Origin of the sequence: Bacillus sp. JJ1609 (assembly GCF_036967045.1) — a bacterium.
Classification (GTDB): domain Bacteria; phylum Bacillota; class Bacilli; order Bacillales; family Cytobacillaceae; genus Mesobacillus.
Genome location: NZ_JBALSS010000008.1, coordinates 172367 through 196879, shown reverse-complemented (window position 1 = coordinate 196879; position 24513 = coordinate 172367). Strand labels below are relative to the sequence as shown.

The window sequence follows — 24513 nt, the reverse complement described above, 5'->3', positions numbered from 1 at the left end:
ACACAGGAGGAGATACCGGCGGATCAGGAGGCACTGGCGACACTGGTGGAACCGGGAATGGAAATTAAGGAATTACTAAAGATGATGGCAGCACCTCATGATAGATTTAGAGATTGCAGTCGTCATCAGTTTCATTGGTTAAATAGATAGTTTCCTATAAAGTTCAGGCGTGAATTCAAAAGAGAATTCACGCCTGTTTTTAATCCTGCCACCTTCAAATGTAGGGATCTAAGAGGTCATATTGGTCATCAGTTTTTCTAATTTATGCATATTACGTTATCCAAGAGGTCTTATTGCCGCTCTATTTTGCTAATTTATGTATATTGAGGTATCCAATAAATCTTATTGGCGCTCTATTTTGCTAATTTATGTATATTAAGGAATCCAAGAGGCCTTATTGGCGCTCAATTTTTCCAATTTATGTATATTAAGGAATCCAAGATGGCTAATTGGCGCCCCAATATTCCAATTAGTGTATATTGAGGTATCCAATAGATCTTATAGGCGCTCTTTTTTTTCAATTTATGTAATTTTAGATATCCAAGAGATCTTATGGGTTACCTATTTTTCTAATTTCCTAGTAACTAAGAGTCCATATTGGTGCCGTGCTTCCCCTATTTTAATTGCTTCCAAGCAATCAAGAGACCTTATAGCTCGAATAAAAAAAGACTGCAGTCAAACTCATTTTCATCGAGTTTGACTGCAGTCTGACTTGCTTGTATAAATGCTGCTTTTAAAAAAATTGATATTATAGCATTCGCATTAAAAATCCAATTACGACAATAGCGCCGATTACCATTAAAATAGTTCTTACCATGAAATTTCACCTCTATATCTATACAATATAATTTAATATTAAATCTGGAATGATTCAGACGACTCTAGAAGCTGTTTGCGGTTAACACGCAATAGAGAAGCTTCGTTCGTCAGCAATTTCGTCAATTGATCTAATTGCTGTTCTACATCTGTGCCTTCCATAATAATTTTTAAAGTTGTGTTTGGTTCAACCGTCAACAGGAAGGAAACAAGCTTTGATAAAGAGGTAGCTTCCACTGCTTTTTGGCGGCTGTATAAATAAGTAGTGCCATTTAGTTTTTTAGCTGCCTGATAAATTTCCAGCATCTTTTTCATTGTGAACCTTTTTTGTACCATAACGTTTGAAGACATGATTTCTTTCATATATATAAACTCCTTTATCTTTCGTTATATTATTTTATTAGGTTAATAGAATATTACCCCTTCCTTAAGGAATGAAAACCTTTATTAAGCAGATTGGGCTAAGTTGGCAACATAGCATTCAATCAGTCAGGAATCAATTTGCAGTTTCTCCCGTCTGTATTATGATGTAATAAACATAGATATTAATTGTTAAGAGGTGTGGAAGAAATGCTGACGCTTATTAAAAATGGCGAAATTTTTGCTCCTGAATACTTAGGTAAAAAGGATCTTTTAATCGTTAATAATAAAATTGGCTACATTGAAGATGAAATCCCGGTACCTGAAAGGTTCGTGGATATAAAAGTGATTGATGCTGCAGGTATGTATATAGTTCCGGGCTTCATTGATTCCCATGTACATATAATGGGCGGCGGCGGAGAAGGCAGCTATAGGACGAGGACTCCTGAACTTCAATTGACGAATGCCACCCTTGCCGGCATCACAACACTTGTCGGTGTTATTGGCACAGACGGAACTACGAGGACGATGCAAAGCCTGATTGCAAAAGCTCGTGCTCTGGAAGAAGAAGGTATCACCTGTTATGTCCACACAGGTTCCTATCAAGTACCGGTCAAGACACTAACAGGCAAAATTGAAGATGACCTTATCCTGATTGATAAAATTATCGGTGTTGGCGAAATTGCAATTGCCGACCATCGATCTTCACAGCCGACGTACGAAGAAATGGCGAAGATTGCATCTGCGGCAAGAATCGGCGGCATGCTGTCCGGCAAGGCTGGAGTAGTCAATGTTCATGTTGGTGATAGCTTCGACCACTTGAAGGTAATTGAAGAGGTTGTTGACAAGACAGATATCCCGATCCGTCAATTCTATCCAACCCATATCAATCGCAATCCGCATTTATTTGAAAAGGGGATGGAATATGCCAAAAAGGGCGGCTATGTAGATTTCACGACCAGTTCAATACCTAAATTTTTTGATGAAGGCGAAGTTAAATGCAGCCTTGGTCTGAGAAAAATGCTTGAGCAGGGTGTTAATATTTCGCAAATCACATTCACATCTGATGGCCAGGCGAGTTTGCCTGATTTTAATAATGCTGGCGACTTGATTGGACTTAAGATTGGAAAAGTTTCTTCTCTTTATCAAGAAGTAAAAGATGCGATCCAACAAGAGGGCATCGCGATTAGCACAGCACTAAGAGTCATCACGCAAAACCCTGCAGTAATCCTTAAGCTTCATCAAAAAGGAAAAGTTGAAGCAGGGAAGGATGCAGATCTTGTCTTGCTTAATAAGACAGATTTATCGATACATTCAGTCATTGCCCTCGGAAAAATGATGGTGGAGAATGGCAGTCCTGTTGTAAAAGGGACGTTTGAGGATTAAAAAACTAGGGCTATGGTCAAAAGGAGCTCAGTCTTAGGATGGAGAAACAAACGGTCAAGAGATGCTTATTTTTTCCATTAAATCTCTCTATCATATGAGATAACAAATGAAAAATAAGGGGTATATGAAATGAAAAAATTTGCGGAGATTTTCCGGAACAGGAGTTTTACAAAATTATTCCTGGCAAATTTCACTTCCCAAATGGGAAGTACGATCGGGTTGACCGCGTTTATGTTTTTCCTGCTTGACCGTTTTAGCTCTCAACCAGTATACGCTACGATAACAGAGCTAATGTATTCCTTGCCAATGCTTGCCGTTTTCTTTTTGATTGGTGTCCTGGCAGATCGGATGGATCGGCAAAAAATTGCGGTGTACTGCGATTGGGTCAGCGCAGGATTATCTTTGTTGCTGATTGCTGCCATCTATATAGGGTGGATGCCGTTTGTATTCGGGGTCTTGTTTTTGAGAAGTGCGATACAAAAATTCTTTTTTCCAGCAGAGCATGGGATGGTGCAGGGTATTCTGCAAAAGGAAGATTACACGACAGCTGCTGGCTTGAACCAGCTGGTGATGAGCCTGTTCATGCTGTTCGGGAATGGCCTTGGAATTCTCGCGTATTGGTCAATTGGAATCTATGGAGCGATATTAGTAGATGCTCTTTCCTTCATTGTAAGCGCCCTGTTAATCCATGCTACAGAAGTGCCAAAGGACGCCCGTCTGCCCAATGGTGCACATAAACTAAGTGATTTGAATATTAAGATGGTATTTAAAGATTTCCAAAAGGGTTTCAAGTACGTTCTGAGCAGCAAATTGCTGTCTGCTTTGATTATCGGATTTTTCATTTTTGGTATCGTCAATGGCGGATTTTCCGTCATGCCGATTTTTATCCTAAAATATAAGCTTGCACCAGATACTTATGAAGAATATTCGATTGTCATCGGTTTCGTTTTTGGAATTGGCGTACTGATCGGCAGCTTTATTGCCTCACTGCTGGCACAGAAAATGAAGCTTTACCATTTGATATCGGTTGGATTGATTGTGGCAGGAAGCTTTACCGCATTTGCTTCCTTGCCAAACAATATTGTGCTTTACCTGGCGCTTCTGTTTGTTTCTGCGCTCGCGCTTCCGCTTATCAATATTGGAATTGGCGGCTGGCTTCCGAGCATCATTGATCCAAAGATGATGGGCAGAGTCCAGGGGCTGATCAGCCCACTCAACATGCTGTCGCATTCCTTGACGCTTGCCTTTATTGCTTACAGCTTTCCGGCCATCCTCTCGATTGAAGTGCTTTATTGGATTGTTGGTGGCTGCCTCGCGATTGTTGGCGTATTTTACATGATTGTTTTGCCAAAGCTCGCAGAAGAAAATCAAACGACTGTAAAAGAATCTGCCATACAACAAGGTTCATTATAGAGTTTGGAGGGAAGTCCTGTCGGGACTTTCCTTTTTGATGAGGTGAGGTGCTTTTCTTACATAAATTTTAGTCTCTCAAAAGAGGTCGAAAAGGAAGAACGAATAATGAAAAGCAAAACTCCATATGAAAACAGATTTTCTTGAAAATTTTTGAACGATTCATTTCATTGAACGTCTAATAAACAGATAATCTTTTAGAGAGAGAATTTTCGGGGTAGCGGGGAAAGCGAGGCTTGCTTGATGGAAGAGAAAGAATTAATCAGTTTTGCTAAAAAAGGAGACCACCGTGCTTTTGCGATCCTTTTTCGGGAACATTACCCCCTGCTGGTAAAATACCTGATGAAAATTACGATGAATCCTGACCTTGCTGAAGAATTTGCACAGGGAACGATGGCCAAATGTGTGGAAAAGATTCATTTATTCAATGGGAAATCAAAGTTTTCATCATGGCTGATCAGCATAGCGACAAATCTGTATATTGATCAGCATCGCAAAAAAAAGCGGGAGAAAGAATGGAATGAAGGGGAAGCTGCGGCACGTAAGCTGCAGTGGTACATGGAATCCAGAAATGAAGAATGGACAGACGCTTTGGCTGCCCTTGCAAAGCTAACGGAGGAAATGAGAATTCCTCTAATTTTAAAACATTATTATGGTTATTCTTATGATGAAATTGGAGAAATCCTGAATATCGCTGCGGGTACTGCAAAGTCAAGAGTCCATCATGGGCTTTTAGCAGTAAGAAAGGAGCTGAAATTAGATGACAGATCGAAACGAAATCTCGCCAAACGATGACCTATTGGACAAAGAATTGTTCGAAACCATCAGCCAGCTCAATGAAGGACTTGGAAAATTGGATTCTCTTGATACCTACAGCCCCGGAGAACAGTGGTTTGAACAAATAGTACTCAGTCAGCAGGAGCAAATACAGAAAAAGTACCGAAGAGAATTAGGCTGGTTTATCCTAAGCGCTGTGTTGATCCTAAGCGGAGTAATTTTCACTTTGATGGAAATTCCTCAGCTGTTTTTAATCCTTCAGGTGGCTGCCGTAGCAGTGTCTGTAATATACAGTTATAAAGGAGCCCAGAAGCAGGTGGAAGGCAAATGAATGGCGATTTGACACAAACAGAAACAATTTTAATGCTTATTTTTGTTCCAGCCATTTTACTGTCTCAAAGTATTTTTCTTTTTACAAATGCCCGCAAGCATGGCCATAATTATTGGCTATGGGGAATTCTTGGATTGATCCAGGCTCCCGTTCCACTGTTCGTTTATTTGGTCTTTGCCCGAAAAATTTTCCGGAGAGACCCTGATGAACTTTAATGATGAGCTAAAATTTAGAAAAATTAGAATTGACATGATTGCTTGTTCGGTGATAACCTTACAAAAGGGAATGGAAAATTAAGCTAAAAAGGAGGGTTACAGATATGAACATTGTCAAAATTGCAAGATACGCTCAATTATATAAACGTAACCTGTCCTTTAACCGTTACTGAGTTTTTAATGTTTTTACTCTGTTAATTCAAAGGCACCGGTTACGTATTACACGTGACGTGTGCCTTTTTCTGTCTTTATCGGAAGATTCAAGACATATCGCATGCCGCGGTATGTCTTTTTTTGTCTCCAGAGCTTAAAGACAGGAAGATGATCAACTTAACTCCAGCCCCTTCAAAATTTGATCCAGAGGAGGAAACAAAGATGATTTATGTAAATGTGAAAAAATTAGTAAATGGTGAAAAGCTGGAAAGCGGTTAGTGAAGATTAATAAAAAGAAAGGGAGTGTTGGCATGTTATCCGTTTTATCAAAGTTAAGCTGGTTTTTTAAAGAAAACTGGAAGCGTTACAGTGTTGCAATCTCCTTAATGATTTTTGCCGGAGTACTGGATGTGCTTCCGCCAAAGATTGTGGGAATGGCAATTGATTCAATTCAGCTCGGAACGATGACTCAAACCGTCATCTTGAAATATTTAGGCGGACTTTTGCTTGTTACAGTAGTATCCTATCTGATCACATATGTATGGATGTACCAGTTATTTGGCGGGGCATTCCTGATTGAACGGAAACTCAGGAGCCGCTTTATGAAGCATCTAATAAAGATGACACCTGCATTTTTTGAAAAGAATCGAACTGGTGACTTGATGGCAAGGGCGACAAATGATTTGAAGGCCATATCAGTCACAGCGGGTTTTGGAATTCTGACGATAGTGGATTCAACCTTTTTCATGCTGACGATCCTATTCATGATGGGCTTTTTCATCAGCTGGGAACTTACGCTTGTTTCGATTATTCCTCTGCCGATTATGGCAGTGATGATCAACATCTATGGAAAAAAGATTCACGCGAAATTTACTGCTGCACAGGATGCCTTCGGTGAGTTGAATGACCGAGTTCTTGAGTCAGTTTCCGGTGTACGTGTCATTCGTGCGTATGTTCAGGAAAAAGCGGATGAAGGCCGGTTCCATGAACTGACTGAGGATGTTTATCGAAAGAACATCGAGGTAGCAAAAATTGATTCCTTGTTCGAGCCGACGATTAAGATTCTTGTTGGCTTAAGCTATCTGATTGGTTTAGGCTACGGAGCTTATTTAGTGTTCCAGCAGAAGCTTACACTAGGAGAATTGGTAAGCTTTAACGTTTATCTTGGGATGCTGATCTGGCCGATGTTCGCAATCGGAGAGCTCATAAACGTCATGCAGCGCGGCAATGCTTCACTGGACCGCCTGAACGAAACGTTGGCTTATAAAGAGGATGTTGCTGATCCAGTAAAGCCTGTTGAAGGAAATGAGCCTGAATACGTTCATATGTCAGAGCTGACGTTTAAGTATCCTTCATCAAAAGTAAATAATCTTGATAATATAAAATTGCATTTGAACCGGGGCGAAACGCTCGGAATTGTCGGAAAGACTGGAAGCGGGAAGACTACCTTAATCAAACAGCTGCTAAGGGAGTACCCTGAAGGCAGCGGAAATCTCCTTGTCTCTGGAGTCCCAATCCAGGAACATAGCCTGAGGCAGACGCGCAGCTGGATGGGATATGTACCTCAGGAAAACATCCTTTTCTCCAGGACGGTAAAAGAGAATATTCTGTTCGGCAACCCATTGGCGACAGAGAAGGAACTTCAGGAAATCATTGATCTTGCTGCTTTCCGTAAGGACCTGGAGCTGCTGCCTGAAGGCCTTGAGACACTAGTTGGCGAGAAAGGAGTCGCGCTGTCGGGCGGACAAAAGCAGCGGATTTCGATTGCCCGCGCATTGATCAAGGATCCAGAAATATTGATTCTTGATGACTCACTGTCAGCGGTCGACGCAAAGACCGAGAAAAAAATCATTGATAACATCCGCAGGGAGCGGAATGCAAAAACAACCATCATTACTACACACAGAATGTCTGCAGTTGAGCATGCTGATCATATCGTCGTCCTTGAAGACGGCAAAATCGTTGAGGAAGGGACGCATCAGCAATTAATGGCTCAGAACGGCTGGTACAGCGAGCAGTATATCAGGCAGCAGGCAGAAGCAGTCGAAGAGGAGGTGCACTCCATATGAGTACTGGAAAAAGATTGTTTCAATATGCTTTAAATTATAAAAAAATAATCATCATTGCCTTGGCGATGCTTACAGTAGCGGTTGTCGCAGATCTGGCAGGTCCGTTTATCGCCAAGAAGCTGATTGATGATCATATATTGGGAATCGAATCGGTATGGTATGAAACCGAACCGGGATCGGAATCGGTTGAATATAATGGCAAACATTACACAAAGAATGGGTTGGCTGAAGGTGATGCTGCGCAAGATGAAGCAGCAAGGATCTTGCAGGTTGGCCGGAATTTCGTGTTCGTAAATGGACAGATTGAATTCGATGGAAAACGCAGTTATGATGATGGGGTTTTAATTATCAATAAAGGCTCCAAGGCTGCCCAATATGAAGCTGAGGTACTATCTGGCGATGAGTTGCTTAATTTTTACAAACCAGAAATTCCAAACATCATTGAGCTTCTCGCTTTTTACTTTGGGTTGCTGGTGATTGCGTCACTCTTCCAGTACGGGCAAAAATTTTACTTGCAAAAATCAGCGAACCGGATAATTCAGAAGCTGCGCGAGGATGTGTTCAGGCAAATCCAGCGGCTGCCAATCCAGTATTTCGATAACCTTCCAGCAGGAAAAGTTGTTGCCCGTATTACAAATGACACAGAGGCAATCCGTGAATTATATGTAACCGTACTATCGACATTCTTTACGAGCTTGATCTATATTACTGGAATTTATATTGCTCTATTTATTTTAAATTCGAAGCTTGCGGCAATTTGTTTGCTGTTATTGCCAATCCTGTTCATCTGGACGAAGCTTTACCGCAAATACGCATCTAAATACAACCATGTCATTCGTTCGCGTGTCAGTGACATAAATGGCATGATCAACGAATCAATCCAGGGTATGAGCATTATCCAGGCGTTCAGCAGGGAAAAAGAAACACAGCAGGAATTTGAAACACTTAATAAAGAGCATTTCACCTTTCAAAATAAATTATTGAATCTTAATTCAACAACTTCGCATAACCTTGTTCAGGTGTTGAGGAACCTTGTATTTGTAGCCTTCATCTGGTACTTTGGGGCCCAGGCCCTGCAGCCGTCATCAGTGATTTCCCTTGGGGTACTTTACGCATTTGTTGATTATATCAACCGATTGTTTAATCCTATACAGGGAATCGTCAATCAGCTTGCAAATCTGGAACAGGCTCTTGTTGCTGGAGAGCGGGTATTTAATCTGATGGATGAAGTTGGAATCGACGTCTCTGAGAAGGAGATTCCTCGCTACAAAGGAAACGTCATTTTTGACCATGTTTCCTTCGGATATAAAGAAGGAGAATACGTCCTGAAGGATCTATGCTTTGAAGCGAAGCAGGGTGAGACAGTCGCATTAGTCGGCCATACTGGCTCTGGTAAAAGCTCAATCATGAATCTGCTATTCAGGTTTTATGATCCACAGGAAGGCAAAATCATCATCGATGGTATGGATATTGCGGAGATGCCGAGACAGACCCTGCGTAAGCATATGGGGATTGTCCTCCAAGATCCTTTTTTGTTCACAGGTACGATTGCCTCCAATGTCAGCCTTGATCATCCGGGAATTTCAAGGGAAACTGTCGAGCAGGCACTTGCAAGCGTTGGAGCTGACCGGGTGCTGAAAAATCTTGAAAAGGGCTTCGATGAGCCAGTGATCGAGAAGGGCAGCACATTATCAAGCGGTCAACGTCAGCTTGTTTCTTTTGCAAGGGCTCTTGCTTTCGATCCGGCTATCCTTATTCTTGATGAAGCGACATCAAGCATCGATACCGAAACAGAAACGATTATCCAGGAAGCGATGGATATCCTTAAAGAAGGAAGAACTACCTTTATCATCGCCCATAGGCTATCTACCATCCGGAATGCAGACCAAATCCTTGTTCTTGACCGCGGCCGAATCGTGGAAAAGGGCAATCATGACCAGCTGATGGAGTTAAAAGGGAAATACTATCAAATGTATCAGCTTCAGCTTGGAAACAAGGTGAAGGCAGGGTAATGAAATTGCCGCACTCACTTGGTTGGGTGCGGTTTTTTATATAATTTGGCAGATAGCAGGTATATGAAATTCAGCATTCATAGTTGGGAAATCGTACAACTGGTGAAAAATGCTTCAACATGTGCTATATCATGCCAACCGGTGATAAAATGACTTCAACTAGTGATATATCGCGTCTATCTAGTAATAAACGGTTGACTTCAAAAAATTCCCCCCAATGATAACCCCATCCTTATTCACATCATTGTCACAAAAAGTTACGAATTACCGTCTTGGGTTCCTGTGATCATGTGGTAATTTTAAAATAAATTAACTATATCAATCAGGGGGTTTTAAACATGGCGGACTTAACGGTAACATTAAGCATCGCAAGCATCATGATCCTGGGCTATTTTATTGGTTATGCAATTTACCATAAGGCATAATGATCAGTGAAAAAAGAAATAATGAAAGGCGGAAGCAGTGTTACATACTGCTTCCGCTTTTTTGATGCACTTTTCTGGGAAAAGAACGGAAAAAACGGTATCCTAAAGGCGGAAATGTTTTAAAAGTATTGATAAGTATAATAATGAGGTTGAGGAGGGATCGTTTTGTCAGATTATCGTATTGAAAAAGACACAATTGGCGAAATCAAAGTACCATCAGATAAATATTGGGGAGCACAAACCCAGAGGAGCAAGCAGAATTTTAAGATTGGTACTGAAAAAATGCCGCTTGAGGTCATATATGCTTTTGCGGAGGTCAAGAAGGCTGCTGCAAGAGTGAACGCAAATGCAGGCAAGCTGCCTAAGGCAAAAGGAAAAGCAATTGAGGCTGCTTGTGACGAAATTCTTGAAGGGCGATTCGACACCCATTTTCCGCTTGTTGTCTGGCAGACAGGCAGCGGAACTCAATCTAATATGAATGTTAATGAAGTGGTCGCTAGAAGAGCGAATGAATTGCTAGAACAATCTAAGTCAGACGAAAAGGTTCATCCTAATGATGATGTTAATATGTCGCAGAGCTCGAATGACACGTTCCCAACCGCAATGCATATTGCCGCTGTAAAAAAAGTGACTGGCGAAGTGCTGCCTGCGCTTGAATTATTTAAGACCACACTCAGGAAAAAAGAACAGGATTTTAATGATGTGATAAAAATAGGCAGGACACATCTGCAGGATGCGACTCCACTGACTTTGGGACAGGAAATCAGCGGTTGGCGCGCGATGCTCGAAAAGAATGAAAGGATGATATCTGAAGGGCTGAAGTATGTGCGCGATTTGGCAATTGGCGGAACAGCTGTAGGGACAGGAATCAATGCTTCCAAGGATTTTGGTGTCCAAATGGCAAAGCAGCTTTCTGAACAAACGGATGAGACATTTCATTCTGCACCGAATAAGTTCCAGGCATTGACATCACATGACGAACTTGTATTTTTGCATGGAGCTCTGAAGGCATTGGCAGCAGATTTAATGAAAATCGCAAACGATGTCAGGTGGCTTGCAAGCGGGCCAAGGAGCGGAATTGGAGAACTATCCATTCCTGCTAACGAACCGGGAAGCTCCATTATGCCAGGAAAAGTCAATCCTACTCAGAGTGAAGCACTTACAATGGTAGCGACCCAGGTGTTTGGCAACGATGCCACGATTGGTTTTGCAGCAAGCCAGGGCAATTTTGAATTGAATGTATTTAAACCGGTCATTATTTATAATTTCCTTCAGAGCGCTAGGCTCTTGGCAGATGGAATGCGGTCGTTCAATGACAACTGTGCAGAAGGAATCGAAGCGAATCTTGAAGTAATCTCTGGTCACGTGGAGAGGTCGCTCATGCTTGTTACAGCATTGAATCCGCATATTGGCTATGAAAAAGCAGCCCAAATTGCCAAGCTTGCTTTCAAGGGAAATTCGACTTTAAAAGAAGCGGCTATAAAGAGCGGTTATTTGACATCACAGCAATATGATGAATGGGTTAAGCCGGAGAAAATGATATAACCGTTTGTTCAGAAAACAAATAAAGAGGCCCCCTTATAAAGGGGGCCTAAGCCATTCTATTTTATTGTTTACTGCAATTTAGCGTTGGAAACCGCCAAGTGATTGCTCAGCCATTTGCACAAGACGCTTAGTGATTTCTCCACCAACTGAACCGTTAGCGCGTGAAGTAGTTTCTCCACCAAGCTGTACGCCAAATTCTGTTGCGATTTCGTACTTCATTTGATCAAGAGCTTGTTGAACACCAGGAACTAATAATTGATTAGAGTTGTTGCTTCTAGCCATTAGTGTTTCCTCCTTTGTGTTATTCAGAGTTGTATTTTGGGTTAGTTTGGAATCGAACCAATTCATGGCTGCTGCCATGCCGCCTGGTTTAACCCATATTAGGGAGAATGGATGGGTTAGCCGGGATTGCACCGGCGCGCACGATTTGCTGCCTTCTAAGGCTTAACCCAATAAGTTTTTACCGCTTGTTGTTGCTGCGTTGTTTTTGTTGCTGTTTTATTAATAACTAGTATGTTTTGTTTGAAAAAGTTTATTCGCGCTGAATATCAGGTAATTAATTCCAATAAATTTTTATTTTTTCTATGAGATATTCGAGTGTTTGTTGTTTAAGGGAAAAAGCCTAATCCCTTTAGCTTTTTTGTTTACGAACAGACCTTACAACATAAGCTATCGATAACAGAAGGTAGAAAGGACTGATGAAATGGGGATGTGCCCGCTTTGCAACGGATTCAGCGCTATGACTCCCGCTTGTCCTGATTGTGGTGGCAGCATGGAGAATAAAGGCAGAGAAGCAGACTATTATGATGATTACAGCCCGTATATGCCGATAGACCAAATGAAGCTTGAGGATGGGTATCCGGCTGATTTTGCAAAAGAGGAATGCCCGCATCTGTTCAAATGCTCCAAATGCGGAAACGGCAAGGTATTTTTGATAAAAGAATAGGCTCTGGACAATAAAAAAGCAACCCCAGCATAAGTTGGAGTCGCTTTTTTTATTGTCCTATTAAGGACGAATTCTAGATTCAGTATCTGCATCAAAGAAGTGAACCTTGTTCATGTCAAAAGCTAGTTCAATAACCTGGCCTGGAGTAACATCAGTGCGGGAATCCACACGTGCTACGAAGTCCTGGCCTGCAAATTGAGAATAAATCATTGTTTCAGCACCTGTAAGTTCAGATACTTCTACAGTTGCTTTTACAGTTGCTCCTTGAGAAGCATCGATGAAAACTGGCTCATCATGAAGATCTTCTGGTCTTACACCCATGATGATCTCTTTTCCTACATAACCTTGAGAGCGAAGAACTTTCATTTTTCCTTCAGGAATTGCGATTGAAGAGTCATTGACTGTGAACTTACCTTCTTCAAGTTTACCAGTAAAGAAGTTCATGGAAGGTGATCCAATGAAACCGCCAACGAAGACGTTTTCTGGGTTTTCGTAAACTTCTTTCGGAGCTCCAACCTGCTGGATTACTCCATCCTTCATGACTACTAGACGTGTCGCCATTGTCATTGCTTCAGTCTGGTCATGCGTTACGTAAATCGTAGTTGTGTTCAAACGGCGGTGAAGCTTTGCGATTTCAGCACGCATTTGTACACGAAGTTTTGCGTCAAGGTTTGATAAAGGTTCGTCCATCAAGAATACCTTAGCATCACGAACGATCGCGCGGCCCAAGGCAACACGCTGGCGCTGACCACCAGAAAGTGCCTTTGGTTTACGGTCTAAGTAAGGCTCAAGACCAAGAATCTTAGCAGCTTCTTTAACACGGCGGTCGATCTCGTCCTTAGGGAACTTACGCAGCTTCAATCCGAAAGCCATGTTATCATATACAGTCATATGAGGATAAAGTGCATAGTTCTGGAAAACCATGGCGATATCGCGGTCTTTAGGAGGAACGTCATTCACGCGCTTTCCATCGATATAGAAGTCACCTTTTGAAATTTCTTCAAGACCAGCGATCATACGAAGTGTGGTAGATTTACCGCAGCCAGATGGTCCAACGAAAACGATGAATTCTTTATCCTGAATATGAAGGTTGAAATCTTCTACAGCAGTTACTTTGTTATCATAAATTTTATAAATGTGATCTAATTTTAACTCGGCCATTTTTTAAAGCCTCCCTGAGTGTTTGTCTACAATACACAGTTTAGCGGAAAGGGAGGGTATTAATCATCGGCAGGATGCACAAAAATAATGTAAGCCCTTTTATGCAATGTGTTCAAATGGAAATGTAAACGTATTATGCAATCTGTTCAATCAGGTATTAATGTTTTTGTATTTCACTTTTAGACAGAAATGAAAAGTACTTTTTGTTAAAATATCATAATCTACCGCATTTCTTCATAAAGGCAGGCGAGGTAAACCATTACCGCAGTGTCGAAATCTTTTAAATGAACTCCGGTTTTTTCCATAAACTTGTCCATCCTGTATTGCAACGTATTGCGGTGGACATAAAGTTTTTTTGCAGCAAGGGAAGCATTTGAATTGCTTTCCAGGAATACTTTGATTGTCGACATCAATTCTCTGTCTTCTTCAAAGGCTTCAAGTACAGATGTCTCAAGGATCGCTTTAAGCTCGTCGGGCATGCTTGAAGCAAGTAAGATCGGGAATATTTTTTCAAAAGTATATACATGATCCCTAGTATTGTGATTCATAGCCTGCATGAATAGCTGCTTTTCGATTGTAAAAAATTCTCGAAGCTGTGCAGTGAGTTTATTGAATTTACCTATATAAAAAGACAATTTGATAAAAAAGTCACTTTCAAATGTGGAGGATATGGATTCAAGCTCATCCGCTGTTTCTGAAACTTCTTTTCTTTCTTCCACCAGAAATCCATATGAATCCTGCAGCCAGATAACGATGTGATCTGGGAAAAAGCCTTGCAATGCTTCGGAGATTTCCTCATGGTCACTCTCCTTTGAGTGAAAGTGGAACTGGATGAACCTTACTTCATCGGAGTTTGTTAAAGGGAGAATTCCCTCGTGAAACAGAAACTGGTGCCAAGTAAGAGCAGCCCCAGATAGACCGGATGTATTTTTCTCTTCAGCAATATGAAAAAGAATGCTAAGAAGTTCGTGCTGGCTGGCGGACAAATCTGTTTTAGGGATGCCGAACCAAAGTTTGTCATCTTGATTTTCCATAAACCAATAGTAATTTGATGAATCAGCTGGGGGAAAATCCTGCGTGACAGAATTAGGGAAATAGGCTAATATTTTATTAATCATATAAGTATCCTCAGGTTTAAATTGATAAAAGATAAGTTTTCTTTTATTATAACAGGAGTAGTCTTCAATTGTTAAATAGCCATAAGGCTGTTTCTGGTAGAAAAAAGGAAAAAATATTGGTATAATAGATACAATACGGGGTACCGTAAGAGGAAGAGGTGTACAAAAATGGAATACACAGCAGAAATGAAAAATCGCTTAAAGCGTTTAGAAGGCCAAGTGCGCGGAGTCATCCGGATGATGGAAGAAGAAAACCATTGTAAGGACGTTGTAACCCAACTGTCAGCAGTTCGATCTGCAGTAGACCGTGCAATTGGATTTATCGTTGCAAAGAATCTTGAATCTTGCATTACTGAAGCAGCAAACGAAGGCAAAGATGCCGATGAAGCTATAAAAGAAGCAGTAAACATGATTGTAAAAAGCAGATAAGACACCAGCATCCTGTGGATGCGGTGTCTTTTTTTGCGTAAGGTTGTTTTTAGCAATGATTAATGATGAAAAGTGTAAAAATCTCAAAGTCGATTTTTACTTTTGGCTGCAAGAAATCAGTTTAACGAAAAGAGCTTTCCTTATTCATTTGGAGGGTCTTCAGGATACAAATCACGGCTTTCCTCTATATTGGGCATGCTCTCTGCACGGAAAACATGTCCTCCGGCCATGCCTTCATTGATCATCCGGTCGACATCAACATATACCTTGTCCCGTCCTTCATTTTGCAGATCAGCTGCGAACTGTTTATCACGATTATCTTTCATAATGTCCTCCTTCTAGCTTTTACGCTTAGAATTCCGGAAAGACGGGATAAACATACATCTCATCTGCAATAACTCATTTATCATAAACATGAAAAAGCATAAGCTCATGGATTTGAGCCTGCAAAGCGTCCACAGATTCTTCCATTGGAGTATTTGAAGTCCATTCAATATCCCCATTTGACTGGTAGATCCCCGTGTATTTCTGCTTCTTGAAATAAAATGAAAAATGCCAGCCCGGCATATCCTTATTCTCAAACAACGGCTTAAACTGAAAATGTGTAATCACAAATGATCCCCCTGAACAAATTCTATTATCATTATTATATAACACAATAATGCACAAAAGCATCACCGCACCGGGGGTCAGACCCCCAATGGTTTACCGCGTCACAGTGCTGGGGGTCAGACCCCCAATGGTTTACCGCGTTACAGAACAGGGGGTTGGAAGTTTGTTTTCCGGAAGAAGAGGTTAACGAGTGCGGTGATGCGTTTTTGTTCTATGTGGGGTTCATCGAAGCTCATTGGTTTGGAGTTTACTTCATAAATGACGTATTCGCCACTTTCTGAAATCCCAGCGTCAAGGGAGAATTCCCCGAAGTAGCCGAGTTCATCTGTTAGCAGCTGTCCTATTTGTTTGACTGCCCATGAAAAGAATTGATCATGTTTTTCGTTTCTGAGATTCACATAGGGCAGTATAACTCCTCCATTTGGCAGGTGGGTCGTTAAATCCTGCTTTTGGGACTGGCGGATTCCAATCCCGGTTACTTCATAGCCATCCGGTCCATCATGGGCATGCACCCTGAAATCAAACCTTTTGCCGTCAATGGAGGCAGGGAAAATTTCTTTTTGGGCGATATATTCATGCTTTATAAGCTGTCTGCCCTTCACTTTCCAGAATTCCTTCATGCTTGGATAAATATGCTGGTATGAATGGCTGAAAAATTCGATTTTTCCACCACTCCACTCACGGATGCGAAAGATGCCAATGCCTTTTGAGGAAGAGGCTGGCTTCAAATAGAGTCCACGATGCTTTTCAAGAAATGATGCTAAATGGATCATCGATTTAATAGCGATGCTTTCTGGCATTAAATCGCGTAATTGCGAATGCCTTGAAAATAATGAGTACAACTTATTTTTATTAATAAAAGCTGGATTAAAAAAAGGAATCCCCAGTGCAGAAAGGTATTTAACGGCATCAGTGAATGCGGGCTTCAGTTCTGCATGACGGAAAGGAATTCGGTTAAAAACAAGGTGGGGCAGGGGGGTCTTGATTGGGATCCACTTCTGCTGATCAGGTAAATAAGTGACGCCTGTGATTGCATCCTTTACCAGTGTTTCAGGCGGAAATATAACAACCATTCCATCCCTTTTCGAAACCTCAGTTTGTAGGGCATGAAATAAGGTGCCATTGCCTGACAGAGCCATCTTCCTGCTCATGGCTGTCATAATGCCAATCAATGGCCCGGTGGTCCCATTCAAGTTATTTAACAGAAATCGGTGGCTATTTTCGGGCAGGGGGCCTGATGAAGCAGGAACCTTGATTTTATTAAAGCCAAAGCTGATATTCTCTTCAGCTCTGGCTTCATGTGTCCACTCTTTCGATTCTGAATTAAATCGGAGAATCATTTGAAAATTTCCTCTGGGGCCGTTATTGCTTTCTCTGCCAGGTAAATGCCGAATGAAAGAGATAGCTTGCGTGTCAGCAAATCAAAGTTCTTTAGCTTTGGGTGCTTGAATATTGATCGGCCTGGCTTTGAATTCGCTTCAAAGAGCCATACCTTACCGGATTTATCGATGCCGAGGTCAAAGCCGATTTCCCCGATGATTCCCTCCATATTCTTTTCCAAGATTGAACTAAGAAGCAAGGAAGCCTCCGACAACCGCTTTTCATACAGCTCCCGTTCGTCTTTATTCTCAAATAGTTCATCGAGAGATTTTACGACCCCGCCATTGTTTACATGTGTAGTAACGCTTCCTTGTCCGGCAATTTTTGCGGCGATAGCGGCTACCTGCCATTTTCCGTATTCATCTTTATTTGTATGGACCCGGAAATCGATCAGCCTTTTCTCAGATCTGAGCAGGCTTATTCCCTGCTGGACAATCATGTGCGATAGATTCCGTTTATGGAAAACCTTTTTCATTAATTTTTCAAGGCTGTCGAATTTCGTTAATTTGTTTATACCTTCATGATCACGATAGCGGCAATAATAGTCGCCGGTCAGTTTATCAAACAGAATTTGATGGATTCCGTGGCCTAGACTGCCATTTGCAGGTTTCACATATACATTGCCATAGTTCGAGAGCATCCGTTCAATGATAGAAAAAGAAGAGAATTGATGGGTTTCAGGCAGATATTCAGACGCGCTTTCATCCTGCTGCAGCCTCTCGAACACATCAAGCTTGCTGAAGAAACCTGGATTATACCAGGGGATCAAATAATCAGTCTGCATTCTCGCCTTCAAGCTGCGAAGCTCAGACATTCTTTCCGTCCTCCTGTTCGGCAGCCGGTCGTAGACGACGTTTGGGAATGGAACTTTCATCGTCTTCCAGCCGTCATCTACAAAGAAATAGCCATTAATCAATCCATTATCCCAATCAATATGCTCTTCACCAAACACGAAGGGAAGGGCTCCAACCATTTTATTGACGGAAAGGAGCTTTGCAAAGAACATCGATCTTTCACCAATGGGTCGTAAAGGATAAGGTGTGAAACCCGATGTAAGTATTCCGATTAACGGTCCGATAAACAGGGTTTGCTGGTCGATAAACACATGCAATGGAGCAGTAAGGTCTGGCATAGATAATTCCTTCTGGATATCATTGCTCAGGACGATAACATTTCTGCCCTTTGGGTGAGGAGCGCAAGTAACATCCAGCACCTTATTTCCGAATGCTATCTTACTGATGTTTTTACCGTTAGGAAGATCATCCGGGATAAAAACAATTTGCTTGGAATGATGGATGATCTCGATTGGATATCGTTTTCTCATGAGTGCTGTTCCTCCCTTTCTTTTTGATTTTTATTGAGAAAATAGGCATAATCTAGCGGAGCTTTATAAAGAATCTCCTTCATTTCCGGATTTGTTGCTGCTATTACTTTTCTTCCAGGCTTTGAATTTGTATCAAGCACCCACAGGGCATTATCCTGCGAAAGGCCAATATCGACTCCAAGCTCAAAAAGTTTTGGGAATGAGGCTTCAAGGATTACGGGAAGTTTGGAAAGGATGTCATCAAGTTCATGTAAAATAAATTTTTTTGTCTTGATGCTGAGGGATTCTGCAAAAACATCGAAAGCTAAAATTTCACCACCAGCGCTTAAGTTAGAAATAAGGCCGGCTTCGGTTCCACGGCGGATCCCTTTTCCTCTTACTGTCCATGTGCCTGTCATATCCTTTTGCAGGAGAATCCTGATATCGAATGGGCAGTTTTGCGAATCTGTCAACGCAAGATAAGGCTGCATAAGATATTCTTTCTTATTGAAGAGATGGTTCAGCCAATCCTCTGTTTCACTCTCGGTTTGAAAATATTTCTGTACCATTTTCCCAGTAAAATCAGCTGCGACAATGAAATCACGGCCATCTTTTTCTATGCTGTAAATCCCTGCGCCTCCGGAACCAAATGTGGGCTTAAGAACGGATTTTTTCCATTTTTTCAGCTGGCTGACCACCATTTTTCCGTCTGTCGCTTTATAGGTTTCAGGAATATACGGAGAGAGACTGGATGTTGACAGTGCCTCGTAAATCGCCCACTTATTTGGAAGGCCGCTTCCGAGGAAGGTTATATCCGACCTGCTCTTCAGCCACCTGACAATGGCCATTGATTGTTTGGAAAGAAGGTCATCGGAATAAAAACAACGGTCATATAAAATTTCGGGAATAGGGAATTCTCCCTTGACCCATTTATCATGTTTAGTGTCAAAGCGTTCTCCTATGGCCAATTGGCTTACGGGTTGGATGCTTGCGGGAGCAAACCTATAGCAGGTGAAAAGAGAAGGGTTCGCTTGCCGGGCAATCTCTGTAAAATAAGAAAGCTCACTATTTAAGTTCAGTGACATCATTCCAAATGAAATCATACTCATACTCCTCTTGGCCTTTACGATTCAAAAAGTCCATAGCAATGTTCAATTATGGCTTTCGTCGAAGGCCGGATTTTCGTTCCGCGCTCTTCAAAATTTTTAGAAGGCTTGGAATTGGCTTCGATCAGCCACAGGTTTCCTTTAATATCGATTCCAATATCAATCCCGAGCTCTGCAGTCAACCCTTCGGCATGCTGGCTGATGGCTTCCGCAGTTTCAAGAGCCAATTCTTTCATCAGCGCAAGCTGCTGTCTTGCCTGTTCCTTGCCAAATATCAAAGATAGAGTATGGGCGGGGCGCATTACCTCGCCACCCCTCGCGATATTTGAAACAAAGTAATGTTCAGCTGAAACCCTTGCGACGATTGATGTGACCTGCCAGAAATGCTGGTCATTTTTATGGCATAAGACCCGGAAGTCCATTCTTCTCCCATTTAGTTCAGATAGCTGAATCCCCTGCTGGATGATGTACTGCTGCTTTTTCACTTTGTTGGATAAAGCTCGAGCTAAATTTTTAACATTTGAGAATGCAGGGAGTTCTTTTGGCTGCACAGTGGAAAAAGAAGCATGGATAAGGCCATCATCTTTTACAAGCTGGATTATTTGGCGACCCTGGCTTCCATGCACAGGTTTAATATATAGCTCATCATGATGGTTAAGCATGCTTTCAAGCACCGGTTCCGTAAACAATTGTGTTTCGGGAATATAAGGATGCAAATGCTCTTCCTTCATTAAAAATTCGTGAATTTCCCATTTTGAAAGAAAACGGTGATTAAATATACTTATTCCCCGTGATTCCAATTTATTTAAAAATCCCTTAAATCCCTTGCTATATTCCGTACGCCGTGAAGAAATCCGATTGTAGATCACATTGGGGAAGGGAAGGGATCCTTTTTTCCAATCATCCTCATCGTCATCATAATAAAAGCCCTCAACTCCTTCGTCAGAAAAGCCTTTAAGTGAAAAGACATAAAAGCTTCCTCCCAGCTCAGATACCCCCTGATGAAGCTCTTCGCAGAAAGAGTGGACTTTGCCGAAGTCTGGTCCTTGTTCTTCTTTTATTTCAGTCAGCAAAGCGATGACAGGGCTAATTTTTTGGCCTTGCGTTTTTGCTGGCGTCATAGATTCTCCTCAATTTCTGTGAGGCTCTTTTCGTAAAAAATGCAGCAATGTTTTCCGCTGCTTCATCATGATCTGCATTGCGAAAACAGCCTCCTTTAAAATAGGCAAACACACATAATGCATATTATGAATATGGTCAGTTAATGGTGATTTTTAAGGGTGATTGAGCAGGATGCCAGCCATTTCGAACTTCTCGCATTTGATTGCATAGTTTGTTATAGTGTAGTGGAGCGTTTAACGTAGAAGGAGTGATTTAAATGGCAGTTAATACTTACGATGCAGCCTACGAACTTGAAAAGGCAATCAGGAATAGTTCGGAATATACGAACTTAAAAAATCTTTATGATGCGGTAAACAGTGATGAAACAGCGAAAAAAATGTTCGAAAGCTTCCGCAATATCCAAATGCAGCTGCAGGAAAAGCAAATGATGGGCCAGGAAATTACACAAGAAGAAGTGGAACAGGCTCAAAAGACAGTGGCATTAGTGCAGCAGCACGAAAAAATTTCACAGCTGATGGAAGCTGAACAAAGGATGAGCATGGTTATTGCCGAACTTAACCAGATCATCATGAAGCCATTGGAAGAGCTTTATGGCAACCCAAACCAGCAATAAATAGATTGAACTGGCTCCCGGCAGAAGTGCCGGGAGTTTTTGCGTAAAATCAGCAAGAAAATCATGCATCTTGCCTTTGTTCTATTCCTTCGGTTTCTATCATACAAGTTAAATAAGGACAAAAACACCGAAGAAATGGGGGCATACAAATGTTATACCGTCTTCTCGCGCTTAACGTAGATGGCACGATTCTCCAATCAAATGGAAGGCTCCATAAATCAACCAGAGATGCAATCGAATACGTTCAGCAAAAAGGAGTCTATGTGACTCTAGTAACTTCCAGAAGTTTTCCATCTGCTAAAAAGGTGGCAAAAGCGCTGAAAATAAATTCCCTGCTCGTAACACATTTAGGATCCTATATCTCTGCTGACCTGCGAAGTGAACCGCTTCTAGCAAAACGAATCCCGGAAGATGTTACCTTCCAGCTTGTCAGATTCCTGGAAAGCTTTCCATGTCAAATCCGCATTGTGCACGAAAAATTTTCGCTGGCAAACAAATATAAGCTGAATCATAATTTGCTGGCGAAAACGGTGTTCACTACTGGTGATCCAATTTTTTATTCTCAGCAATTCACCGATTCAATTAGTGAAACATTAGTAAGTGAACCAATCTCTCCTCCGAAAATCGAAGTCTATTTCGAATATGAAGAGGACTTGACCGATGCCGAACAGGCGATAAAAGGAATGTTTTCTGAAGTTTCGCTTTCAAAATTGAACGACTATAGGCTTGATATAATGCCTGAGGGCGTTTCTAAATTGAGCGGCCTAATCCATCTCGGCGAAAACCTTGGCATCCCGTTAAAGGAAATGGTGGCGATCGGTGATGGAGAGGATGATATGGAAATGATTGAGGCATGCGGACTCGGGGTTGCTATGAATAATGCACCAGTCGAGGTAAAAAAAGCGGCAGATTGGGTAACCCGCTCCAATAACCAGCATGGTGTAAGCTACATGGTTAAGGAACATTTCCGCAAACAGCAACCAATTGAATTTCTTCGTAAAATGAACATTATTAAGATGTAACATAGGAAAGCATGCCTAGGTTTCAGCAAGGCATGCTTCTTTTATATTAGGCTGTGTTAAAGGTCAATGTATATTTTTGCACCTGTTGATTGTAGCGGAGGGCACTCGACTCCTGCGGGATAAGCGGACCAGGTGAGACCAAGGTGAAATGATCCCATGGATCATTTGCACCCCGCAGGAGCATAGCGACGAGGAGGCTCACCTGACGCCCCGCGGAAAGCGAGTGCCTGGAGCGGAAATCAACAGTCTAATTTAACACAGCCTTAGATTAAAAATTAGATACTTAGAATAACCACAAAGAGATCCCATACCAATCACAGAAAATGGTAGCTTTTGCACTGTCTTGACCTATTAAACCAGATTCTATTACACTAAATGAAGCATGTTTAATGAAAAGGTGATAATAAATGAAAATTAATATAATAGGAATTGAGGATGACAGGTTTCTGCGGCCTCTCTCTTTGATTGCAAATTTATTCTTTGAAGAATCTGATGTGGCTCTTGGAGAAGTTGAAACAGATGCAGACGCTAAAATCGAGTTTTCGATAAATTACGGTAAACTGACATCAGTTAATGCTTCTTTGACAACGCGGGAAGGGGCAGTATTTTTAGCGGATGCGGAAAAAGAAATCCCCCAGGGGCTAAGTGAAAAGGAAGCATTCAAGCTGCTGAAAAATGTTGTGTCCAGAGCTTATTTGACAGTTCTTCAGGATTGGACTGGAATCGTTCAAAAATGGGGCATCCTCACAGGTGTCAGGCCAACAAAGCTTTTGCATAAAAAGATGCATGAAGGGATGGAAAAGCAAGCTGCCCACCACGAGCTAAAAGAACAATATCTTATTTCAGATGAAAAAATCGAACTCATGCAGCAAATCGTTGACCGCCAGTTGGCCGTAATTCCTGATTTTTATGATTTGAAAAACGAGGTCAGCATTTATATCGGCATCCCTTTCTGCCCAACGAAATGTGCATATTGCACATTCCCGGCGTATGCAATTAATGGCAGGCAGGGGTCGGTTGATTCATTCTTGGGCGGACTTCACCATGAAATCAGGCAGATTGGCGACTGGCTGAAGAGAAATAATATCAAGATTACGACAGTATACTATGGTGGCGGCACTCCCACCTCGATTACTGCAGAAGAAATGGATATGCTTTATGAAGAGGTCCAGGCATCCTTCCCGGATGTGGAGAAAATCAGGGAAGTAACCGTAGAAGCGGGACGCCCTGACACGATTACTCCTGAGAAATTGGAAGTGCTGAAGAAATGGAGCATTGACCGCATCAGCATCAATCCGCAGTCATACATCCAGGAAACCTTAAAGGCAATTGGACGCCACCACACCGTTGAGGAAACAGTCGATAAATTTCACCTAGCACGCGAAATGGGCATGAACAATATCAATATGGACTTGATCATCGGCCTGCCAGGCGAAGGGACGAAGGAGTTTGCCCATACCCTGGCTGAATCAGAAAAGTTGATGCCAGAGTCATTGACAGTCCACACTCTTTCATTTAAAAGAGCTTCTGAAATGACAAAAAATAAGAACAAATATAAAGTAGCAGACCGAAGTGAAATTGAAAAGATGATGGGAATGGCGGAAGCTTGGACAAAGCAGCATAACTATGTACCATATTATCTATACCGCCAGAAAAATATCCTGGGCAATCTTGAGAATGTTGGATATTCCATGCCTGAGCAGGAAAGCCTGTACAATATCATCATCATGGAAGAGCAGCAGACGATCATCGGCTTGGGTTGCGGTGCGTCAAGCAAATTCATCGATCCAGAGACCGGGGTCATCACCCAATTTTCAAATCCAAAAGATCCGAAGTCCTATAATGACAGCTTTGCAGAATACGCAGATAAAAAAATCGAGATTCTTGATTCATTGTTTAAAAAGGCTTTGTTATAGATTACAGCTTCATCAGCCATGATCAGAGAGATGAATACCCATGCTCCCGCCATAATCGGGAGCATTTTTATTTTCAGCATAGTGTGGGTGTATTGAAAGAATGGCAAAGATTAAGCGGGCACTTTCATTCGGTAGGAATACTATTATTCAGCAATAATGTGTCGATAAATGTAAAACCGACAAAATATGTCCAAGCTTCTATCTCGCCTCGCTGAAGCATCTAGATTCATTAAGATTGGCTCTGTTAAAGTTGAATGGTGATTTTTAATAACCTGTTGATTGTAGT

23 protein-coding genes are annotated in these 24513 nt (G+C 41.7%); 13 read left to right on the top strand and 10 right to left on the bottom strand.

The features are described from left to right. Positions 1-855: 855 nt before the first annotated feature. Positions 856-1179, bottom strand: coding sequence for an HPr family phosphocarrier protein (locus tag V7654_RS09715; protein ID WP_335430140.1), 324 nt, complete (start codon positions 1177-1179; stop codon positions 856-858). Positions 1180-1386: 207 nt separating this feature from the next. On the opposite strand from V7654_RS09715, the gene iadA reads away from it, so the two are divergent. The 8 genes from iadA (at position 1387) to fumC (ending at position 11499) form a co-directional block, all read left to right on the top strand. Continuing rightward, on the top strand, positions 1387-2562 hold the full coding sequence (gene iadA, locus V7654_RS09710) for a beta-aspartyl-peptidase (RefSeq protein WP_335430139.1): 1176 nt from the start codon (positions 1387-1389) through the stop codon (positions 2560-2562). A gap of 129 nt (positions 2563-2691) precedes the next feature. Further along, a complete protein-coding gene (locus V7654_RS09705; protein WP_335430138.1) occupies positions 2692-3975 on the top strand; it encodes an MFS transporter in 1284 nt (427 codons plus the stop codon). Positions 3976-4215: 240 nt separating this feature from the next. Continuing rightward, positions 4216-4767 carry an RNA polymerase sigma factor SigY gene (gene sigY, locus V7654_RS09700; protein ID WP_335430137.1) on the top strand — a complete coding sequence of 184 codons (552 nt, stop codon included), beginning with the start codon at positions 4216-4218 and terminating at the stop codon, positions 4765-4767. Further along, on the top strand, positions 4733-5080 hold the full coding sequence (locus tag V7654_RS09695) for a YxlC family protein (protein ID WP_335430136.1): 348 nt from the start codon (positions 4733-4735) through the stop codon (positions 5078-5080). Before sigY ends, V7654_RS09695 begins: the two co-directional genes overlap by 35 nt. Further along, positions 5077-5295, top strand: coding sequence for a sigma-Y antisigma factor component (locus V7654_RS09690; RefSeq protein WP_335430135.1), 219 nt, complete (start codon positions 5077-5079; stop codon positions 5293-5295). Before V7654_RS09695 ends, V7654_RS09690 begins: the two co-directional genes overlap by 4 nt. A gap of 464 nt (positions 5296-5759) precedes the next feature. Continuing rightward, positions 5760-7517: an ABC transporter ATP-binding protein gene (locus V7654_RS09685; protein ID WP_335430134.1), complete on the top strand. Its 1758-nt coding sequence runs from the start codon at positions 5760-5762 to the stop codon at positions 7515-7517. Next, positions 7514-9529: an ABC transporter ATP-binding protein gene (locus tag V7654_RS09680; RefSeq protein WP_335430133.1), complete on the top strand. Its 2016-nt coding sequence runs from the start codon at positions 7514-7516 to the stop codon at positions 9527-9529. Before V7654_RS09685 ends, V7654_RS09680 begins: the two co-directional genes overlap by 4 nt. Before the next feature lie 590 nt (positions 9530-10119). Further along, positions 10120-11499: a class II fumarate hydratase gene (fumC, locus tag V7654_RS09675; protein WP_335430132.1), complete on the top strand. Its 1380-nt coding sequence runs from the start codon at positions 10120-10122 to the stop codon at positions 11497-11499. 78 nt (positions 11500-11577) lie between these two features. Here fumC and V7654_RS09670 read toward each other — a convergent pair whose 3' ends face one another. Next, positions 11578-11781, bottom strand: coding sequence for an alpha/beta-type small acid-soluble spore protein (locus tag V7654_RS09670; protein WP_335430131.1), 204 nt, complete (start codon positions 11779-11781; stop codon positions 11578-11580). Positions 11782-12271: 490 nt separating this feature from the next. Between V7654_RS09670 and V7654_RS09665 the strand changes: the two genes are divergently transcribed. Next, positions 12272-12445 (top strand): hypothetical protein, encoded by a 174-nt coding sequence (locus tag V7654_RS09665; protein ID WP_335430130.1) that lies wholly within the window; start codon positions 12272-12274, stop codon positions 12443-12445. Between the two features lie 60 nt (positions 12446-12505). On the opposite strand, the gene V7654_RS09660 is transcribed toward V7654_RS09665, so the two are convergent. Both V7654_RS09660 and V7654_RS09655 read right to left on the bottom strand, forming a co-directional pair. After that, positions 12506-13606 (bottom strand): ABC transporter ATP-binding protein, encoded by a 1101-nt coding sequence (locus V7654_RS09660; protein ID WP_335430129.1) that lies wholly within the window; start codon positions 13604-13606, stop codon positions 12506-12508. 221 nt (positions 13607-13827) lie between these two features. Next, positions 13828-14640: a PucR family transcriptional regulator gene (locus V7654_RS09655; protein ID WP_335430128.1), complete on the bottom strand. Its 813-nt coding sequence runs from the start codon at positions 14638-14640 to the stop codon at positions 13828-13830. Positions 14641-14892: 252 nt separating this feature from the next. Between V7654_RS09655 and V7654_RS09650 the strand changes: the two genes are divergently transcribed. After that, on the top strand, positions 14893-15153 hold the full coding sequence (locus tag V7654_RS09650; RefSeq protein WP_335378276.1) for a metal-sensitive transcriptional regulator: 261 nt from the start codon (positions 14893-14895) through the stop codon (positions 15151-15153). 140 nt (positions 15154-15293) lie between these two features. Here the strand turns inward: V7654_RS09650 and V7654_RS09645 are convergent, their stop codons facing one another. The 6 genes from V7654_RS09645 to V7654_RS09620 form a co-directional block, all read right to left on the bottom strand. Then, a complete protein-coding gene (locus tag V7654_RS09645) occupies positions 15294-15479 on the bottom strand; it encodes a hypothetical protein (protein ID WP_335430127.1) in 186 nt (61 codons plus the stop codon). A 73-nt stretch (positions 15480-15552) separates the two neighbouring features. Further along, on the bottom strand, positions 15553-15765 hold the full coding sequence (locus tag V7654_RS09640; RefSeq protein ID WP_335430126.1) for a YheE family protein: 213 nt from the start codon (positions 15763-15765) through the stop codon (positions 15553-15555). 140 nt (positions 15766-15905) lie between these two features. Further along, positions 15906-17105 carry a YheC/YheD family protein gene (locus V7654_RS09635; RefSeq protein ID WP_335430125.1) on the bottom strand — a complete coding sequence of 400 codons (1200 nt, stop codon included), beginning with the start codon at positions 17103-17105 and terminating at the stop codon, positions 15906-15908. After that, positions 17102-18469: a YheC/YheD family endospore coat-associated protein gene (locus V7654_RS09630; protein ID WP_335430124.1), complete on the bottom strand. Its 1368-nt coding sequence runs from the start codon at positions 18467-18469 to the stop codon at positions 17102-17104. The genes V7654_RS09635 and V7654_RS09630 overlap by 4 nt, the downstream gene beginning before the upstream one ends. Then, positions 18466-19551: a YheC/YheD family endospore coat-associated protein gene (locus tag V7654_RS09625; protein ID WP_335430123.1), complete on the bottom strand. Its 1086-nt coding sequence runs from the start codon at positions 19549-19551 to the stop codon at positions 18466-18468. The genes V7654_RS09630 and V7654_RS09625 overlap by 4 nt, the downstream gene beginning before the upstream one ends. A 20-nt stretch (positions 19552-19571) precedes the next feature. Next, positions 19572-20675 (bottom strand): YheC/YheD family endospore coat-associated protein, encoded by a 1104-nt coding sequence (locus V7654_RS09620; protein ID WP_335430122.1) that lies wholly within the window; start codon positions 20673-20675, stop codon positions 19572-19574. A gap of 257 nt (positions 20676-20932) precedes the next feature. Here V7654_RS09620 and V7654_RS09615 point away from each other — a divergent pair, with 257 nt between their 5' ends. The 3 genes from V7654_RS09615 (at position 20933) to V7654_RS09605 (ending at position 24227) form a co-directional block, all read left to right on the top strand. Continuing rightward, positions 20933-21289 (top strand): YlbF family regulator, encoded by a 357-nt coding sequence (locus tag V7654_RS09615; protein ID WP_335430121.1) that lies wholly within the window; start codon positions 20933-20935, stop codon positions 21287-21289. A 149-nt stretch (positions 21290-21438) separates the two neighbouring features. Next, a complete protein-coding gene (locus V7654_RS09610; protein WP_335430120.1) occupies positions 21439-22311 on the top strand; it encodes a Cof-type HAD-IIB family hydrolase in 873 nt (290 codons plus the stop codon). 407 nt (positions 22312-22718) lie between these two features. Further along, positions 22719-24227: a coproporphyrinogen III oxidase gene (locus V7654_RS09605; protein WP_335430119.1), complete on the top strand. Its 1509-nt coding sequence runs from the start codon at positions 22719-22721 to the stop codon at positions 24225-24227. The last annotated feature ends 286 nt before the right edge of the window (positions 24228-24513 follow it).

Coding starts and splice junctions, on each gene's coding strand:
- sigY (WP_335430137.1), top strand. CDS start 4,216: ATGGAAGAGAAAGAATTAATCAGTTTTGCTAAAAAAGGAGACCACCGT.
- V7654_RS09605 (WP_335430119.1), top strand. CDS start 22,719: ATGAAAATTAATATAATAGGAATTGAGGATGACAGGTTTCTGCGGCCT.
- iadA (WP_335430139.1), top strand. CDS start 1,387: ATGCTGACGCTTATTAAAAATGGCGAAATTTTTGCTCCTGAATACTTA.
- V7654_RS09645 (WP_335430127.1), bottom strand. CDS start 15,479: ATGAAAGATAATCGTGATAAACAGTTCGCAGCTGATCTGCAAAATGAA.
- V7654_RS09635 (WP_335430125.1), bottom strand. CDS start 17,105: ATGATTCTCCGATTTAATTCAGAATCGAAAGAGTGGACACATGAAGCC.
- V7654_RS09690 (WP_335430135.1), top strand. CDS start 5,077: ATGAATGGCGATTTGACACAAACAGAAACAATTTTAATGCTTATTTTT.
- V7654_RS09685 (WP_335430134.1), top strand. CDS start 5,760: ATGTTATCCGTTTTATCAAAGTTAAGCTGGTTTTTTAAAGAAAACTGG.
- V7654_RS09660 (WP_335430129.1), bottom strand. CDS start 13,606: ATGGCCGAGTTAAAATTAGATCACATTTATAAAATTTATGATAACAAA.
- V7654_RS09615 (WP_335430121.1), top strand. CDS start 20,933: ATGGCAGTTAATACTTACGATGCAGCCTACGAACTTGAAAAGGCAATC.
- V7654_RS09650 (WP_335378276.1), top strand. CDS start 14,893: ATGGAATACACAGCAGAAATGAAAAATCGCTTAAAGCGTTTAGAAGGC.
- V7654_RS09630 (WP_335430124.1), bottom strand. CDS start 18,469: ATGAGAAAACGATATCCAATCGAGATCATCCATCATTCCAAGCAAATT.
- V7654_RS09665 (WP_335430130.1), top strand. CDS start 12,272: ATGGAGAATAAAGGCAGAGAAGCAGACTATTATGATGATTACAGCCCG.
- V7654_RS09705 (WP_335430138.1), top strand. CDS start 2,692: ATGAAAAAATTTGCGGAGATTTTCCGGAACAGGAGTTTTACAAAATTA.
- V7654_RS09715 (WP_335430140.1), bottom strand. CDS start 1,179: ATGAAAGAAATCATGTCTTCAAACGTTATGGTACAAAAAAGGTTCACA.
- V7654_RS09610 (WP_335430120.1), top strand. CDS start 21,439: ATGTTATACCGTCTTCTCGCGCTTAACGTAGATGGCACGATTCTCCAA.
- V7654_RS09655 (WP_335430128.1), bottom strand. CDS start 14,640: ATGGAAAATCAAGATGACAAACTTTGGTTCGGCATCCCTAAAACAGAT.
- V7654_RS09695 (WP_335430136.1), top strand. CDS start 4,733: ATGACAGATCGAAACGAAATCTCGCCAAACGATGACCTATTGGACAAA.
- V7654_RS09680 (WP_335430133.1), top strand. CDS start 7,514: ATGAGTACTGGAAAAAGATTGTTTCAATATGCTTTAAATTATAAAAAA.
- V7654_RS09670 (WP_335430131.1), bottom strand. CDS start 11,781: ATGGCTAGAAGCAACAACTCTAATCAATTATTAGTTCCTGGTGTTCAA.
- V7654_RS09625 (WP_335430123.1), bottom strand. CDS start 19,551: ATGATTTCATTTGGAATGATGTCACTGAACTTAAATAGTGAGCTTTCT.
- V7654_RS09620 (WP_335430122.1), bottom strand. CDS start 20,675: ATGACGCCAGCAAAAACGCAAGGCCAAAAAATTAGCCCTGTCATCGCT.